Annotated in this window: 17 protein-coding genes and 3 tRNA genes; all 20 read left to right on the plus strand. The window is 37.5% G+C overall.

The window, feature by feature from the left end:
- The first annotated feature begins 9 nt into the window (after positions 1–9).
- The 20 genes from BM161_RS13430 (at position 10) to thyX (ending at position 15,108) form a co-directional block, all read left to right on the plus strand.
- A complete protein-coding gene (locus BM161_RS13430) occupies positions 10–252 on the plus strand; it encodes an acyl carrier protein (protein WP_074933586.1) in 243 nt (80 codons plus the stop codon).
- Complete coding sequence (locus BM161_RS13435; protein WP_074933589.1) at positions 252–1,670, plus strand: AMP-binding protein; 1,419 nt, start codon at positions 252–254, stop codon at positions 1,668–1,670. Before BM161_RS13430 ends, BM161_RS13435 begins: the two co-directional genes overlap by 1 nt.
- Complete coding sequence (locus BM161_RS13440) at positions 1,660–2,373, plus strand: thioesterase II family protein (RefSeq protein ID WP_074933591.1); 714 nt, start codon at positions 1,660–1,662, stop codon at positions 2,371–2,373. The genes BM161_RS13435 and BM161_RS13440 overlap by 11 nt, the downstream gene beginning before the upstream one ends.
- The gene (locus BM161_RS13445; RefSeq protein ID WP_074933594.1) at positions 2,363–3,451 is read left to right on the plus strand and encodes a LuxE/PaaK family acyltransferase; all 1,089 of its coding nucleotides are present in this window, start codon (positions 2,363–2,365) and stop codon (positions 3,449–3,451) included. The genes BM161_RS13440 and BM161_RS13445 overlap by 11 nt, the downstream gene beginning before the upstream one ends.
- Positions 3,435–4,622, plus strand: a complete 1,188-nt coding sequence (locus BM161_RS13450; protein ID WP_074933596.1) for an acyl-CoA reductase — start codon at positions 3,435–3,437, stop codon at positions 4,620–4,622. The genes BM161_RS13445 and BM161_RS13450 overlap by 17 nt, the downstream gene beginning before the upstream one ends.
- 15 nt (positions 4,623–4,637) lie before the next feature.
- Complete coding sequence (locus BM161_RS13455) at positions 4,638–5,393, plus strand: SDR family NAD(P)-dependent oxidoreductase (protein WP_074933599.1); 756 nt, start codon at positions 4,638–4,640, stop codon at positions 5,391–5,393.
- A gap of 118 nt (positions 5,394–5,511) precedes the next feature.
- A complete protein-coding gene (locus BM161_RS13460) occupies positions 5,512–6,048 on the plus strand; it encodes a GNAT family N-acetyltransferase (protein ID WP_074933601.1) in 537 nt (178 codons plus the stop codon).
- Positions 6,049–6,051: 3 nt separating this feature from the next.
- Positions 6,052–7,176, plus strand: coding sequence for a dTDP-glucose 4,6-dehydratase (gene rfbB, locus BM161_RS13465; RefSeq protein ID WP_074933604.1), 1,125 nt, complete (start codon positions 6,052–6,054; stop codon positions 7,174–7,176).
- 3 nt (positions 7,177–7,179) lie between these two features.
- The gene (gene rfbA / locus BM161_RS13470; RefSeq protein WP_074933606.1) at positions 7,180–8,052 is read left to right on the plus strand and encodes a glucose-1-phosphate thymidylyltransferase RfbA; all 873 of its coding nucleotides are present in this window, start codon (positions 7,180–7,182) and stop codon (positions 8,050–8,052) included.
- A gap of 9 nt (positions 8,053–8,061) precedes the next feature.
- Positions 8,062–8,664 (plus strand): dTDP-4-dehydrorhamnose 3,5-epimerase, encoded by a 603-nt coding sequence (rfbC, locus tag BM161_RS13475; protein ID WP_074933610.1) that lies wholly within the window; start codon positions 8,062–8,064, stop codon positions 8,662–8,664.
- Positions 8,594–9,352: a sugar transferase gene (locus tag BM161_RS13480; RefSeq protein WP_244882876.1), complete on the plus strand. Its 759-nt coding sequence runs from the start codon at positions 8,594–8,596 to the stop codon at positions 9,350–9,352. The genes rfbC (BM161_RS13475) and BM161_RS13480 overlap by 71 nt, the downstream gene beginning before the upstream one ends.
- A gap of 16 nt (positions 9,353–9,368) precedes the next feature.
- Positions 9,369–10,574, plus strand: coding sequence for a UDP-N-acetylglucosamine 4,6-dehydratase (locus BM161_RS13485; protein WP_074933613.1), 1,206 nt, complete (start codon positions 9,369–9,371; stop codon positions 10,572–10,574).
- A gap of 313 nt (positions 10,575–10,887) precedes the next feature.
- Positions 10,888–11,760: a glucose-1-phosphate thymidylyltransferase RfbA gene (gene rfbA / locus BM161_RS13490; RefSeq protein WP_074933616.1), complete on the plus strand. Its 873-nt coding sequence runs from the start codon at positions 10,888–10,890 to the stop codon at positions 11,758–11,760.
- An 83-nt stretch (positions 11,761–11,843) separates the two neighbouring features.
- Complete coding sequence (gene rfbC / locus BM161_RS13495; protein ID WP_074933619.1) at positions 11,844–12,443, plus strand: dTDP-4-dehydrorhamnose 3,5-epimerase; 600 nt, start codon at positions 11,844–11,846, stop codon at positions 12,441–12,443.
- Positions 12,444–12,527: 84 nt separating this feature from the next.
- Entirely contained in the window at positions 12,528–12,851 is a 324-nt protein-coding gene (locus BM161_RS13500; RefSeq protein ID WP_074933622.1) for a hypothetical protein, read from the plus strand.
- Positions 12,852–12,931: 80 nt separating this feature from the next.
- Positions 12,932–13,017 (plus strand) — tRNA-Ser (locus tag BM161_RS13505).
- Positions 13,018–13,024: 7 nt separating this feature from the next.
- Positions 13,025–13,109, plus strand: a tRNA-Ser gene (locus BM161_RS13510).
- A gap of 31 nt (positions 13,110–13,140) precedes the next feature.
- A tRNA-Arg gene (locus BM161_RS13515) sits at positions 13,141–13,215 on the plus strand.
- Positions 13,216–13,529: 314 nt separating this feature from the next.
- Positions 13,530–14,126 (plus strand): DUF308 domain-containing protein, encoded by a 597-nt coding sequence (locus BM161_RS13520; RefSeq protein WP_074933625.1) that lies wholly within the window; start codon positions 13,530–13,532, stop codon positions 14,124–14,126.
- A 145-nt stretch (positions 14,127–14,271) separates the two neighbouring features.
- Entirely contained in the window at positions 14,272–15,108 is an 837-nt protein-coding gene (gene thyX, locus BM161_RS13525; protein WP_074933627.1) for an FAD-dependent thymidylate synthase, read from the plus strand.
- Position 15,109: the final 1 nt, after the last annotated feature.

Genomic DNA, 15,109 nt, shown 5'->3' on the forward strand with positions numbered 1-15,109 from the left:
AAAACAGTTATGAGTAATTTGGAAAAATACAATAATGTATTTGTTGAAACTTTTAAGATTAATGAAAGCGAACTTGCTAATCTTAAGTATCAAGATATTCCAGCTTGGGATTCTGTAGGACATATGGGACTTGTAGCAGCTCTTGAAGATGCATTTGATATTATGTTAGATACAACTGATATTATTGATTTAAGTTCTTATGCAAAAGGAAAAGAAATTTTGTCTAAACCTGATTACGGAGTAGAATTCTAATGAATAAAGTTTGGAACCTAGAACAGTATAAAGATAAAATAGCCATCAAAGATGAATTTGGAAAGACTATAACCTATAATGAGTTAGACTTTCAATCCAAGAAACTGGCAGAAAATGTTAGTTCTCGATGCCTGGTATTTTCTCTTTGCAGAAATGAGATAGGTTCCATACTTGGTTACGTTTCTTTTATTCAAAATGGAATTGTACCAATTTTATTGAACAGTCATTTAGAGGAGGGCTTGCTTAATAGTCTTCTTGAAACTTACAAACCTTCATATTTGTGGGTTCCAAAAGACCAGAAAGCGCAATTTTCTACAATGACAGTCATTTATGAAGCTTATGATTATATTCTAATTGACACTGGATATGAAAAAAACTATAAGCTTTATGACGAACTAGCATTATTGCTTACAACTTCAGGTTCAACTGGTTCTCCAAAGTTAGTTCGTCAATCTTATTCTAATATCCTTGATAATGCACAATCCATTGTAAAATATCTTGAACTTAATGATACTGAGCGTCCCATTACAACTCTGCCAATGAATTACACTTATGGTTTATCTATTATTAATAGTCATTTATTGGTAGGAGCAACAATTCTTGTAACTGATAAAGGTATTATGCAAAAAGAATTCTGGGAATTCTTTAAGAGTTCTGAAGCAACCTCATTTGGTGGTGTGCCTTATACTTATGAAATGTTGGACAGACTTCGTTTTTATAGAATGAATCTTCCGAGTTTGCGTAGCATTACACAAGCTGGAGGAAAAATTCTTCCTGAGCTTCACGAGAAATTTGCAAATTATGCAAAGGATAATGGGAAGAAATTTGTAGTAATGTATGGACAGTGTGAGGCAACTGCACGAATGGGATATTTACCACCGGAAAAAGCAGTAGAAAAAAAAGGTGCGATGGGAATTGTAATACCGGGTGGAAAATTTAAGTTAATTGCCGCTGATGGTAGTGAAATTACAGAACCTCATACAACTGGAGAGCTTGTTTATGAAGGAAAGAATGTAACACTTGGCTATGCGGAATGTTTAGAGGATCTTTCTAAAGGTGATGAACGAAACGGCATTCTTGAAACCGGTGATATGGCTCAATTTGATGAAGATGGCTTTTACTATATTGTTGGGCGTAAAAAAAGATTCTTAAAAATATATGGAAATCGTGTAAATCTTGATGAAGTTGATAGACTCATTAAGGAATATTTCAATGCTGAGGTAGCAAGCACTGGAGTTGATGACCATATGTATATTTTTGTTACAGATAACAATTTAGCAGAACCTGTGAAAGATTTTATTGTAAATAAGACAAAACTTAATCCTGTTGCTTTTAAGGTTTTTGTAATTGATAATATTCCAAAAAATGATTCTGGTAAGATTCTTTATAATGAATTAAAAAAATACTATGCAGAATAAAACACAATTATTTTGTTTTACTTATGCAGGTGGGACAGCATCTTTCTTTGATAATATAAAAAAATATTTAGAAAATGTGGAAGTTATTTCACTTGAATATTCGGGACACGGCAAAAGGTTTAAGGAGCCTTTTTATAAAAACTTTAATGAACTTGCTGATGATATGTATGAAGAAATTGAAAAGAATTATAAAGGGGGTATGTACGCATTATTTGGATACAGCATGGGCACTATAAGTGTTGTAGAAGTTCTAAGGAGAATAATTGAAAAGAAAACTATAAAGCTCCCTAATTATATTTTTCTTGCTGCACATGAACCATTTACTAAAAATGTAATAAAGAATTTTTCTGAATCAGAATTAGATAATTTTGTAAAAGAAAGAACAATAGGTTTTGGTGGTGTGCCGGAAGAATTAATAAATAATAAGAGTTTTTGGCGAATGTACTTACCATTGTATCGTACAGATTATTCTATAATTCATAAATATAGTTTTGAAAAATTAGAACTTAAAACCACTATACCGGCTGTTATATTTTATTCAGAAAATGATACACCTTTTAATAAAATGAAATATTGGTATAAATATTTCATAGAAAAATGTGAGTATTATGAATTTGAAGGTACTCATTTTTTTATGAAGGAACATTATATAGAAATAGCAAACATAATAAAGGAAAAAATAGGGGCAATAAATGACATTTGATGAAATTCTAAATATTCCTCCTTATTCATTAAAAGAAGAGGAAAAAGCTAAATTGCTGACAGAAAGACTCACCGAATTGACCAGATTGCATCAGGAAAAATGTCCTGAATACAAGAAGATGTTATCAGCAATTAATTATGATGAAAAAAATGTGAAATCATATAAAGATTTACCATTTCTCCCTGTACGATTATTTAAAGATATGGAATTAAAATCTGTAAACCAAGATGAAATTGTAAAAACAATGACTTCATCTGGAACTACCGGACAGGCTGTAAGTAAGATTTATCTTGACCGTACAACATCAGCAAATCAACAAAAAACTATGGTTAAAATTGTTTCTGAGTTCACTGGGTCTGTGCGTATGCCAATGATTATTATTGATTGCCCTAGTGTTATTAAAGACAGAGCAATGTTTTCTGCAAGAGGAGCTGGAATCTTAGGTTTTTCAATTTTTGGAGCAAAGAAGATTTATGCTCTTAATGATGAAATGAAGCTTGATGTAGAAGCATTAAAGGAATTTCTGGAAACATATAAAGGACAAAAAATTCTTTTGTTTGGTTTTACCTTTATGATATGGCAGCATTTCTACAAAGAATTATTACGACTAAAAGACGAAGGTATAACATTTGATCTTTCTAATGGGGTTTTAATTCATGGTGGTGGCTGGAAAAAATTAATTTCCGAGGCTGTAAGTCATGATGAATTTCATAAAAGGCTCAATGATGTATGTGGGCTTCATGATATTCATGATTATTATGGTATGGTTGAACAAACCGGCTGTATTTATATGGAGTGTGAATGTGGCCATTTACATGCATCTAATTTTTCTGATGTTATTATTAGAAGGCCTATTGATTATTCTGAAGCAGATATTGGAGAAACAGGAGTGATTCAAGTTGTTTCAACAATCCCAGAATCGTATCCAGGACACAGCTTACTTACAGAGGATGAAGGGGTAATTGAAGGAATTGATGATTGTCCATGTGGTCGCAAAGGAAAATACTTTAAGATTCATGGAAGATTAAAAAATGCAGAAATAAGGGGATGTAGTGATACCTATGCAACTAAATTTTAATGAATTACAGTATGTAGTTGGTTCTCCAGAAGTGGTTGAACAGATGAATAATGCAAAAGTTCTTCGTCCATTTGATGATGAAGTTATTGCTTTTTTGAACGACTTATCAGCTATTCTTAGGGTGAATAGAGATTATTCTGATGTTGCAACTTTTGGATTCTGGTGTAGAAAAGCTGCTCTTTTGAAAGAAAAAGAAAAATATGATGATGTATTGGAAAGATTTGGAAAAGGAATAGTTTTTCATAGTACACCATCAAATGTGCCTGTTAATTTTGCCTTTAGTTTTGCAGCCGGCTTACTTGCAGGAAACGCAAATATTGTTCGTTTACCAGGGAAGCCGTTCGATCAGGTTACAATTATTTGCAACGCTATTAATGAGCTTCTTGCCGATAAACACAAAAATATGGTTCCGTACATTGTTTTCGTGAAATTTCCTCCAGTAAAAGAAATTACAGATACATTCTCTGCACTTTGTAATGTAAGAGTAATTTGGGGTGGTGATATGACTGTTGCAGAACTAAGACAGTCAAAGATTCCTGCAAGAACAACCGAAATTACTTTTGCAGACAGACATTCAATTGCTGTTGTAAATGCGGATGAATTCTTAGCAGCTGATAATAAAGATGATATTATTCAGAATTTCTATAATGATACTTATTTTTCTGATCAGAATGCTTGTACATCTCCTAGGATTATATTCTGGATTGGTGATAAGAAGAAAGAAGCAAAAAATGAATTCTGGAATCGCGTTCATAAATTGGTTAATAGCAAATACACATTAGCACCTGTACAGTCTGTTGGAAAATTAACAGCAATGTATTCTGTAGCAGCTAATAAAGATGTTAAAGTTGAAAAAAGCGACGATATGTTTATCACAAGAATTAATGTAGATTCTATAGATAAAGATTTAATGAACTACAAATACAACAGCGGTTTTTATTTTGAGAAAGAAATTGATTCTCTAAATGAAATAGTTAATGTTTGTGATGTTCGTTGTCAGACTCTTACCTATTTTGGCGTGAAAGAAGAGGATTTTAGAAAATTTCTTGAAGAAGCAAGACCTGTTGGTATAGATAGAATTGTTCCAATGGGTAAATCAATGGATTTCACCTTAATTTGGGATGGATATGACTTGATAAGACAGATGTCAAGACGTATAAATATAATATAAAAGAAGGTGCTGATTATGACACATAATGGATTACTGGATGGAAAAGTTGCTCTTATTACTGGTGCAGGAAAAGGAATTGGAAATAAAACTGTTGAACGATTTGCCGAAGAGGGTGCTGTCGTCTATGCAACAGATATCGTTGAAGGCAGCTTAGACGTTTTCGCTAAAGAAACGAGCGAGCACTATAATACTAAAATAATTCCTATGTACTTTGATGTTACAGATGAAGCAGAGGCAAAGAAAGCTATAATGCAAATAAAAAATGAATCAGGACGGATTGACGTTCTGGTAAATAATGCAGGAATTATGCGTGATAACATTATAGGAATGATTGGACAACAGCTTATTCAAGATGTTTTTAAAATCAATGTATTCTCTGTTATTAACATGATTCAACTTGCAAATAAACTTATGAGCAGACAGAAGTCTGGTTCGATTATTAATATATCAAGTATTGTCGGTGTCGAAGGGGCAGCTGGGCAACTAGTTTATTCAGCATCAAAAGGTGCCGTTGCTGCATTAACTAAAGCTGCTGCAAAAGAATTAGCTCCGAATGGGATTAGAGTAAATGCTGTTGCTCCCGGATTAATAAATACTGGATTGCTACAAGCTATTGGTGATGCAAAAATTCAAGAAAATCTTAAGAATGTTAAGATAGGTAGACTTGGGGAGCCTTTAGATGTTGCAAATGTTATTTTGTTCCTTGCATCTGATCTATCATCATATGTTACTGGAGAAATAATAGGAATAGATGGGGAGATGCAGGTATAAAGAAATTGTTATACTTGATAAAATATATTTCATAAAGTAAAATTTTCAAATAATGAGTATTTATAAATACTCATTATAGATTTAAAAATAAATAAAAAAGCATTTAGGAGAAAAGTGTATGCGTATTGTTTTGAGACCTATAAAACTCGAAGACGGGGCTAATATTGTAAAATGGAGAAACACTCCAAGCGTTAGAGCTCATTGTATTAATCAAAACCCTATTACACTTGAATCTAACGAAGAGTTCTTTCACAAAAATGTAGAAACAGGAATATATCAACAGTTTATCGTTGAACATGACGCTGATGATTTAGGAGTGGCTTATTATCCTATATCAACAGTATATCTTAAAGATATCGATCATACAAATAAAACCTGTGAACTTTGTATTTTTACAAGTGATGATGAAGAATGGAATTCTGAAAGTCAGTCAATTGCTGTTAGAATGCTTTTGGATAAAGCTTTTAATGAATTAAATATGCATAAAGTTTATTCATTTGTTTTCTATAAATTTCTTGATGAAGCAGGTTTACTAGAAAATGCTGGTTTTTCTAAAGAAACTATTTTGAACAAAGAAGCTGTAAATGCTGATGGTGTGTATGAGGATATTGTAAGATTTGCCATAACTGATGAAGAGTGGAGAAAGAAAAAATAAAATATGGCACGGAAAATTCATAGTATTCTTATTACCGGTGGAGCTGGATTCATCGGCTCAAACTTCATTCATTACTTATTTGGAATGTCCTCTGCAGAGGGAAATCTTTTTAATGACGCAAACTTTGACGGTACCGTTGTAAACGTAGACTGTCTTACATACGCAGGAAATCTTGAATCTTTGAAAGACATCGAAGAAAAATTCGGCGGCAAACGCTATTTTTTTGAAAAAGTAGATATCTGCGACCGCGAAAATATTGAACGCATTTTCAAGCAGTATGATATTGATACAGTAATTCATTTTGCTGCAGAAAGCCATGTAGACCGCTCAATCCTCGGTCCTGAGGCTTTCATGAAAACAAATGTAATGGGAACCTTCACACTTTTGGATGTTGCCCGCAACTACTGGAAGAAGGAAGATGGTTCTATCCGCGATGACGTTCTCTTCCATCATATTTCTACAGATGAGGTATACGGTTCACTCGGCGAAACAGGTTACTTCCGCGAGGATACACCTTACGACCCGCGAAGCCCATACTCATCATCAAAGGCAAGCTCAGACCATGTAGTAATGGCCTATTTCCATACTTACGGCCTGCCAATCACCTTGTCTAACTGTACAAACAACTATGGTCCATATCAGTTCCCGGAAAAGCTTCTTCCACTCATGATTTCAAATATCCGCGATGGAAAGAACCTGCCGGTTTACGGAAAGGGCGACAATATCCGCGACTGGATTTATGTAGAAGACCACAACCGCGCTGTTTGGCTCATTGTAAACAAGGGCGTAACCGGTGAAAAATATAACATCGGCGGCGAAAATGAATGGCAGAATATCAAGCTGCTTCACAAGGTAATTGAGCTTACTGCTGCTCAGACAGGAAAGTCTGTAGACGAAGTTGAAAAGACAATCACTTACGTAAAAGACCGACCTGGCCACGATAAGCGTTATGCTATTGACTGTACAAAAATCAAGACTCAGCTTGGCTGGGAAAGAAAGATGACCTTCGAAGAAGGCTTGCAGGAAACTGTTAAGTGGTACCTCAAGAATTCAGACTGGATTAACCATATCTTGAATGGTGACTACAAAAACTGGATTAATAAGAATTACACTGAGCAAGGAAGGTAGTTTATGAAAGGAATTATCTTAGCCGGTGGAAGTGGAACTCGACTTTATCCAATCACAAAAGCAGTTTCAAAACAGATTCTGCCTTTGTATGACAAACCGATGATTTATTATCCGCTTTCATGTCTTATGCTGGCAGGAATTCGCGATGTACTTATTATCTCAACTCCACGCGACATCACCAGCTTCAAAGAGCTCTTTGGAGACGGTGCATGGCTTGGAATGAATTTTGAATATGCAGTACAGGATAAGCCACGCGGACTTGCAGATGCTTTTATTATCGGTAAAGAATTTATCGGAAACGATTCTGTAGCCCTGGTACTTGGAGATAATATCTTCTACGGTCAGAGCTTTACACAGACTTTGAAGCGTGCACGAGAAAAAGTAGAAAAAGGCGAAGGTAGCGTAATTTTCGGATACTTTGTAAAAGATCCTACAGCTTACGGAGTCGTAGAGTTTGATAAGGCCGGCAAAGTTCTCGGTATCGAAGAAAAACCTGCAAATCCAAAATCAAATTACGCAGTTCCTGGGCTTTACTTCTATAGCAATACGGTTGTTGATATTGCCGCAAACGTGAAGCCAAGCGCCCGCGGTGAAATCGAAATTACCTCTATCAATAATGAATATCTAAATCGTGGTGAGCTTTCTGTAGAGCTCCTTGGACGTGGTATGGCATGGCTTGATACAGGAACTTATGATGGTCTTCTTGAAGCTTCTAATTTTATTGCAACAATTCAGAAGCGTCAGGGAATGTATGTAAGTTGTATAGAAGAAATTGCATATCGCAATGGGTGGCTTTCAAAAGAACAGCTTCTTGAACTTACAAAAGGGTATAAAACAGACTATGGTCGTTATCTTGAATATATTGCGGAGAACTAGGAAAAGAAAATGGCTTTTGAATTTAATAGATGTAAACTTAGTGATGGTACTGAAATAAAAGGGCTTTATGAAATTCAGCCGAAAATATTTGGCGATGCCCGTGGATATTTTTTGGAAACTTACAGTGAGAGAGATTTTTTTGCGGTTGGTCTTACTATGAAGTTTGTACAAGATAATCAGTCTAAATCGAGCAAAGGTGTGTTACGTGGTCTGCACTTTCAGACTCAACATCCACAGGGGAAACTTGTACGTGCTCTGGAGGGAAAGGTTTATGATGTTGCAGTTGATCTTCGTAAAGGTTCTACAACATTTGGAAAATACTATGGTGTAATTCTTGATGCAGAAAAACAGAATATGTTTTATATTCCTGAAGGTTTTGCTCACGGTTTTTACGTCGTTAGTGACGAGGCAATATTCACTTATAAATGTACCGATTTCTATGACCCGAACGGTGAAGGTGGACTCATGTGGAATGACCCGATTATTGGAATTAACTGGAAGTCTGTTTTGTCAGATGGGAATCCTCTTCTAAGTGAAAAAGATGGAAAACATCCAGCTTTTGACCCCAATGGGAATTATTTTGATATTAATGGCGAATGGCTTGAATTATAGCATTGTCTTGAAGGAACAAATTATGATACGATTTTTTGATATATTTTTTTCAGGAATAGCAATTGTTGTTCTTTTACCATTTATGATTCCAATAATGATAGCTTTGAAGTTAACTGGTGAACATGATATTTTTTATGGGCAAACAAGAATTGGAAAAGGCGGAAAAGAATTTAAGGTCTTAAAATTCGCAACAATGCTTCGTAATTCTCCAAATATGCAGGGTGGATTGTATACAACAAAGGATGATCCTCGTATTCTTCCTATGGGAAAATTTTTGAGAAAAACTAAAATTAATGAATTGCCACAGCTTATTAATATTTTTATAGGACAGATGAGTGTAGTTGGGTATAGACCAACAGTAAAAGCTCATTATATGGCATATCCTGAATGGTGTAGAGATAAGTTTAAAAATGCAAGACCTGGATTAACAGGCTTAGCTTCAATTGCGTTTAGGGATGAAGAAAATATTCTTTCTTCAATGGAAGACCCCGATAGTTTTCACCAAGAAATTATTCAGCCATATAAGGGGCAGCTTGAGTGTTGGTATATTGAACATAAAAATATTTTCTTATATTTTAAATTAATTTTTATGACTGCAGAGGCGGTACTTCATCCTTCTTCAAATAAATGGAGAACTGCTTTTAAGAATTTACCACCTGTTCCTGCTGAATTGGAACAATATATCTAAGTTTTAAGGAATTATTATGCAAGATAACATTTTACCATTAATTGGCCGTACTGCACCTTTATTTGAAAAAGACATTTCTGTAAACGAAGCATATTTAAGTGAAACAGTTCGCAATTCCCGCTTCCTCGTAATCGGCGGTGCCGGAACTATTGGTTCTGCAATCTGCCGTGAACTCTTCGCTCGTAATCCTAAAGTGCTCCATGTTGTAGACATCAGTGAAAACAACATGGTTGAGCTTGTTCGCGATATTCGCTCGTCTGTTGGTTATGGCGATGGTGAGTTTGCAACCTTTGCTCTGGACTGTGGCAGCGAGATTTTCCGTGCCTTTATTAACGAGCAGAAAAAGCGTATTGGTGGTTATGACTACGTTTTCAATACCTCTGCATTGAAACATGTTCGTAGCGAGAAGGATCCTTACACTCTCATGCGTATGATTGATACAAATATTTTTAATACTGATTCTACTATGCTTATGGCAAAAGAATGTGGTGCAAAAAAATATTTCTGTGTATCAACAGATAAGGCTGCAAACCCTGTAAACATGATGGGGGCCAGCAAGCGCATTATGGAGTTCTTCCTTAACCGCCGCTCTGTTGAAATGCCAGTATCTACAGCTCGTTTTGCTAATGTAGCATTCAGCGATGGTTCGCTTCTTTATGGTTTTAACCGCCGTCTGGATAAGAATCAGCCTTTGTCTGCTCCTAATGATGTTCGCCGTTATTTTGTTACTCCTAAAGAGGCTGGTCAGCTTTGTGTTATGAGCTGTCTTCTTGGTGAAAACCGCGATGTTTTCTTCCCTAAATTGGATCACGATTTGAATCTTGTAACCTTTAGCAGCATTGCTGAAAAATATCTGCGTAATCTTGGCTACGAACCTGTACAGTGTGCTACAGAGAATGAAGCTCGTACTCGTGTGAATGAATTAAAGGCTAAACATCAGTATCCTGTGTACTTCTTTAAAAGTGATACAACTGGTGAAAAAGACTTTGAAGAGTTCTACACAGATAAAGAAACTCTGGTAATGGATAAGTTTGAGTCTTTGGGAATTATTAAAAATCCTGTTGACTTTGATGAATCAAAGCTTACTCACTTTACTGAAACAATTGATGCAATGAAGAAAAAAGGTGAATGGTCTCGTGGAGAGTTAATAGACTTATTCAATTGGATGATTCCAAATTTCAACCATAAAGAAACCGGTAAGTTCCTTGATGGAAGAATGTAGAGGCTATAGAAAATGATTTCATATGTTTTAGGAATCGGATTTGTAGGGTTTATTACTTTTTTTTCTTTAGGTGCAATTCTAGTAAACATATTTGATAAAAAGAGAAAAAATAGTTAAAAAAGGACTGCCAGTAGACTGACAATTCTTTTTTAGCTAACTCTCTAGAGGGGCGTTGCGGGGCAGTGAGTAACAGATGCGCCCCGCAGAGAGGGTAGCGGAAAACGCCGCAGGCGGTTGGAGTGAGGGAGAGACTTCTCCCTCCTTTTAATTTTTAAATTTTCATACTATAATTATTCTTTAGAGGAATAATATTATGAAAGGAATTATCTTAGCTGGCGGTTCTGGTACCCGCCTTTATCCTATAACTAAGGCGGTTTCTAAGCAGATTCTGCCGCTTTATGACAAGCCTATGGTTTACTATCCGCTTTCCTGCCTGATGCTGGCCGGCATTCGTGAGGTTTTGATTATTTCTACCCCTCGCGACATCAGCTGTTTTAAGGAGCTTTTTGGCGACGGAGCCTGGCTTGGTATGCACTTTGAATATGCTGTGCAGGACAAGCCTCGCGGGCTTGCAGATGCTTTTATTATTGGCCGCGATTTTATTGGTAGCGATTCTGTTGCTCTTGTTCTTGGTGATAATATTTTTTACGGTCAGAGTTTTACTTCTACTTTGCGCCGTGCCCGTGAAAAAGTTGAAGCTGGTAATGGCAGCGTGATTTTTGGTTACTTTGTAAAAGATCCTACTGCTTACGGTGTTGTTGAGTTTGATAAAGATGGCAAGGTGCTTGGTATCGAAGAAAAGCCTGTTGCTCCTAAGTCTAACTATGCGGTGCCGGGCCTTTACTTTTACAGTAATGCTGTAGTTGATATTGCGGCTAATGTTAAGCCTAGCGCCCGCGGTGAAATTGAAATCACTTCTATTAATAATGAATATCTGAACCGAGGTGAGCTTTCTGTTGAACTGCTTGGTCGTGGTATGGCCTGGCTTGATACCGGTACTTATGATGGCCTTCTCGAGGCTTCTAACTTTATTGCAACTATTCAAAAACGTCAGGGAATGTATGTAAGCTGTATTGAAGAAATTGCTTACCGCAATGGCTGGCTTTCTAAAGAGCAGATGCTCGAGCTGGCTAAGGGATATAAGACAGATTACGGTCGTTATTTGGAATACATTGCGGAGAACTAGAAAAGAATCGTCATCCCGAACTTGTTTCGGGATCTATTACTTGAGACCCTGAAACAAGTTCAGGGTGACGGAAAGGAAAAAATATGTCATTTGAATTTAATACCTGTAAATTGAGCGATGGCTCAGAAATAAAAGGCCTTTATGAAATCCAGCCGAAAATCTTTGGTGATGCCCGTGGTTATTTTCTAGAAACTTACAGCGAGCGTGATTTTTTCGCTGCTGGTCTTACAATGAAGTTTGTTCAGGATAATCAGTCTAAATCTACAAAAGGAGTGCTCCGCGGTCTGCATTTTCAGACTCAGCATCCTCAGGGAAAACTTGTTCGCGCTCTTGCCGGCCGCGTTTACGACGTTGCCGTAGACTTACGCCATGGTTCTGCAACCTTTGGAAAATACTACGGTGTTATCCTCGATGCCGAAAAGCAGAATATGTTTTATATTCCAGAAGGCTTTGCTCACGGCTTTTATGTTTTGAGTGACGAGGCAATTTTTACCTATAAGTGTACGGACTTCTACGACCCCAAAGGTGAGGGCGGGCTTATGTGGAATGATTCTGCCATTGCAATAGACTGGAAATCTGTTGCTCCGGATGTGAATCCTCTTTTGAGTGACAAAGATACAAAACATCCTGCTTTTGATGCTTCAAAAAACTATTTTGATATTAATGGCAAGTGGATTGGCTAGTGCTGAAAATCGTTTGACTTAAAACTGATTATTTAATATACTTTGAATGGTTGGGGAAAATATAAAAAATGAAGAGAGAGTATTATGAATCACAAAAACATAATGAAGCTGCTCGCAGCAGTTTTTGCTTTCAGTATCTTTAGTTCAATGCTGGTGCTTTTTACAAAGCTTCCAGGTAACCCCGAAATCTTTTTTACTGTTTTTTTCTCTGTTCTTATTATTGCCTGTATTGTCTTTTTTAAGCGCGAAGATTTTGTTAAAGACAAGCTTCGCAAGGCAAGTTATGTAAAAGTTATAGGCCAGAATCTGATTATCTGCAAAAACAGACCAGCTGTAAAAAGAAAGAGTCTCTTTTTGAAGGTTAGTATAATCACTCTTCTTGCCAGCGTTTTTGGCAAAAAGAAGTAAAAAAAATCAAAAAAATTAGAATTTAATGGGTTTTCTGCTTGACATAAACGCGTAAAACCTATAAATTAATAACACTTAATGGAGCGATACCAAAGCGGTCGTACTGGGGCGGTCTTGAAAACCGTTGATCTTCACGGGTCCGGGGGTTCGAATCCCTCTCGCTCCGCTAAAATGGAAGCGTGGTAGAGCGGTAATACAACGGATTGCTAATCCGTCACTTCCGTAAGGGGTGGGCAGGTTCAACTCCTGTCGCTTCCGAGAAAGCGGTTCTACCGCACACATTATGAATGAGATTGTAGCTCAGCTGGATTAGAGCATCACCCTGCGGAGGTGAGGGTCGCACGTTCGAATCGTGTCAGTCTCAACCTGAAAACCCGTATAGAATTACGGGTTTTTCTTTTTTAACTTATATATTTATAAGAATTCTTTACACGATTCGAAACGGAGTGAGCGGCATAAAAATTGCGAGCAGTGGCGCAGCAATTTTTATGTAAATTGCCATGGATGGCAATTTAGCGAACGCAGGCGCCGCAGAGGGAGCCACCATGGAAGGGGGCGACCGTCGCGGCGAATCGTGTCAGTCTCAAACAGAGGTCTGTCAAACGACAGACCTTTTTTATTTTAACTTGACTTTATAACCATCTGATCTTAAATTTGTTTATATAGAGAGGTGTATTTATGAAACGATGGTATCTTTTTTCGGGAATTATGGCTGCGGTGCTTGGGCTGCTGGTGATTATTTTCCCTTCATTCTGGATTAAGCTTGTTGTTATTATGATTGGACTTGCAGCTATTGGTTATGGAATTTATAGCTTGAAGTTTACAAAGTCGCTTTCCGAAGATTTGGGATACCGCCGAACAATCCTCATAAAAAGTATTGTGAGCATTATTGCCGGTGTAATGGCAGTTCTTTTCCCTCTCGCAATTGGCGGCGCTGCCTGGACTGCAATGATCTGGATTCTGATTTTCTATCTTATGCTTTCTGCCGCTGCAGGCTTTTACGCTGCGGCCCTCTTAAAAGATTCCGGTATTGAACGCAAACGTTACATCATAGAAAACCTCTTGCTTCTTGTAGTAGCAATCCTTCTTATCCTGATTTCCCCACGTTCTTTAGGCAACGCCATCATCAGACTAATCGGAATTATCGTAATGGTAGGCGGCATAGGCCTTATCCTCCTCGACGTTTTCACCAACCGCAACACCGTAGAAGGCGAAGTTGTTGAAGTGAAGGATGAGGAAGCTGAACCTGCCACCGAAGAGAAGCCGGTTGAATAATAACGTCATGCTGAACTTGTTTCAGCATCTGCTAGTAGATCCCGAAACAAGTTCGGGATGACGTATTATTGAAAGAGACGGCATTTTAAGGTATTATTAAACGGAGCATTGAACTGCTCCGTATTTTATTTTAAAGAGGATTTATATGGCTCATTGTATCGTACCAGCCGCTGAAGAAATTTTGGACAAAGAATACCCTGTTCTTGATAAAGGTTTTGTTCGTCTTGTTGATTATTTTGGTGGAGACCAGCGTATTGTTCAGTCTGCACGTGTTTCATACGGCGAGGGAACTAAAACTGTGAGCCAGGACGGCGCCCTCATTGACTATCTGTTGCGCCATCAGCATACCTCTCCTTTTGAGCAGGTTGTAATGACCTTTCACGTTAAGATGCCTATCTTTGTTGCCCGCCAGTGGGTTCGCCACCGCACAGGCCGCATGAACGAGGTTTCTGGACGTTATTCTATCATGAAGGAAGAGTTCTACGTTCCTGCCGAAGACAAGGTTGCACCTCAGAGTAAGGACAACAAGCAGGGGCGTTGCAACGAGGCTTTTGATAAAGAAACTGCTGACAAAATCATCAATCAGCTTGAAGCCGGCCAGAAGGAAGCTTACGAAAATTACAGCGAGCTTTTGGACAGTGGTCTTGCCCGAGAAATTGCCCGCATCAATCTTCCTCTTTCTCTCTATACTGAATTCTACTGGGAGATGGATCTTCACAATCTGTTCCACTTCCTTAAACTCCGCCTCGACAGCCACGCTCAGTACGAAATCCGCGTGTATGCCGAAGTAATTCTTGAGATGTGCCGCAAGGTTGCTCCAATGGCTACTGAAAGCTTTATCAATCATATGAATGAAGGCGTAAACTTCAGCGGCGAAGAAATGGATGCATTGCGCAAAGTTCTCGCCGGCGAGCCAAACCCTCTCGAAGGCAAAAAGCTCGACCGCTTCAACGAAAAAATCAAGACTGGAGTTCAGCTCTAAT

This window comes from Treponema bryantii (genome assembly GCF_900113965.1).
Taxonomy (GTDB): domain Bacteria; phylum Spirochaetota; class Spirochaetia; order Treponematales; family Treponemataceae; genus Treponema_D; species Treponema_D bryantii_A.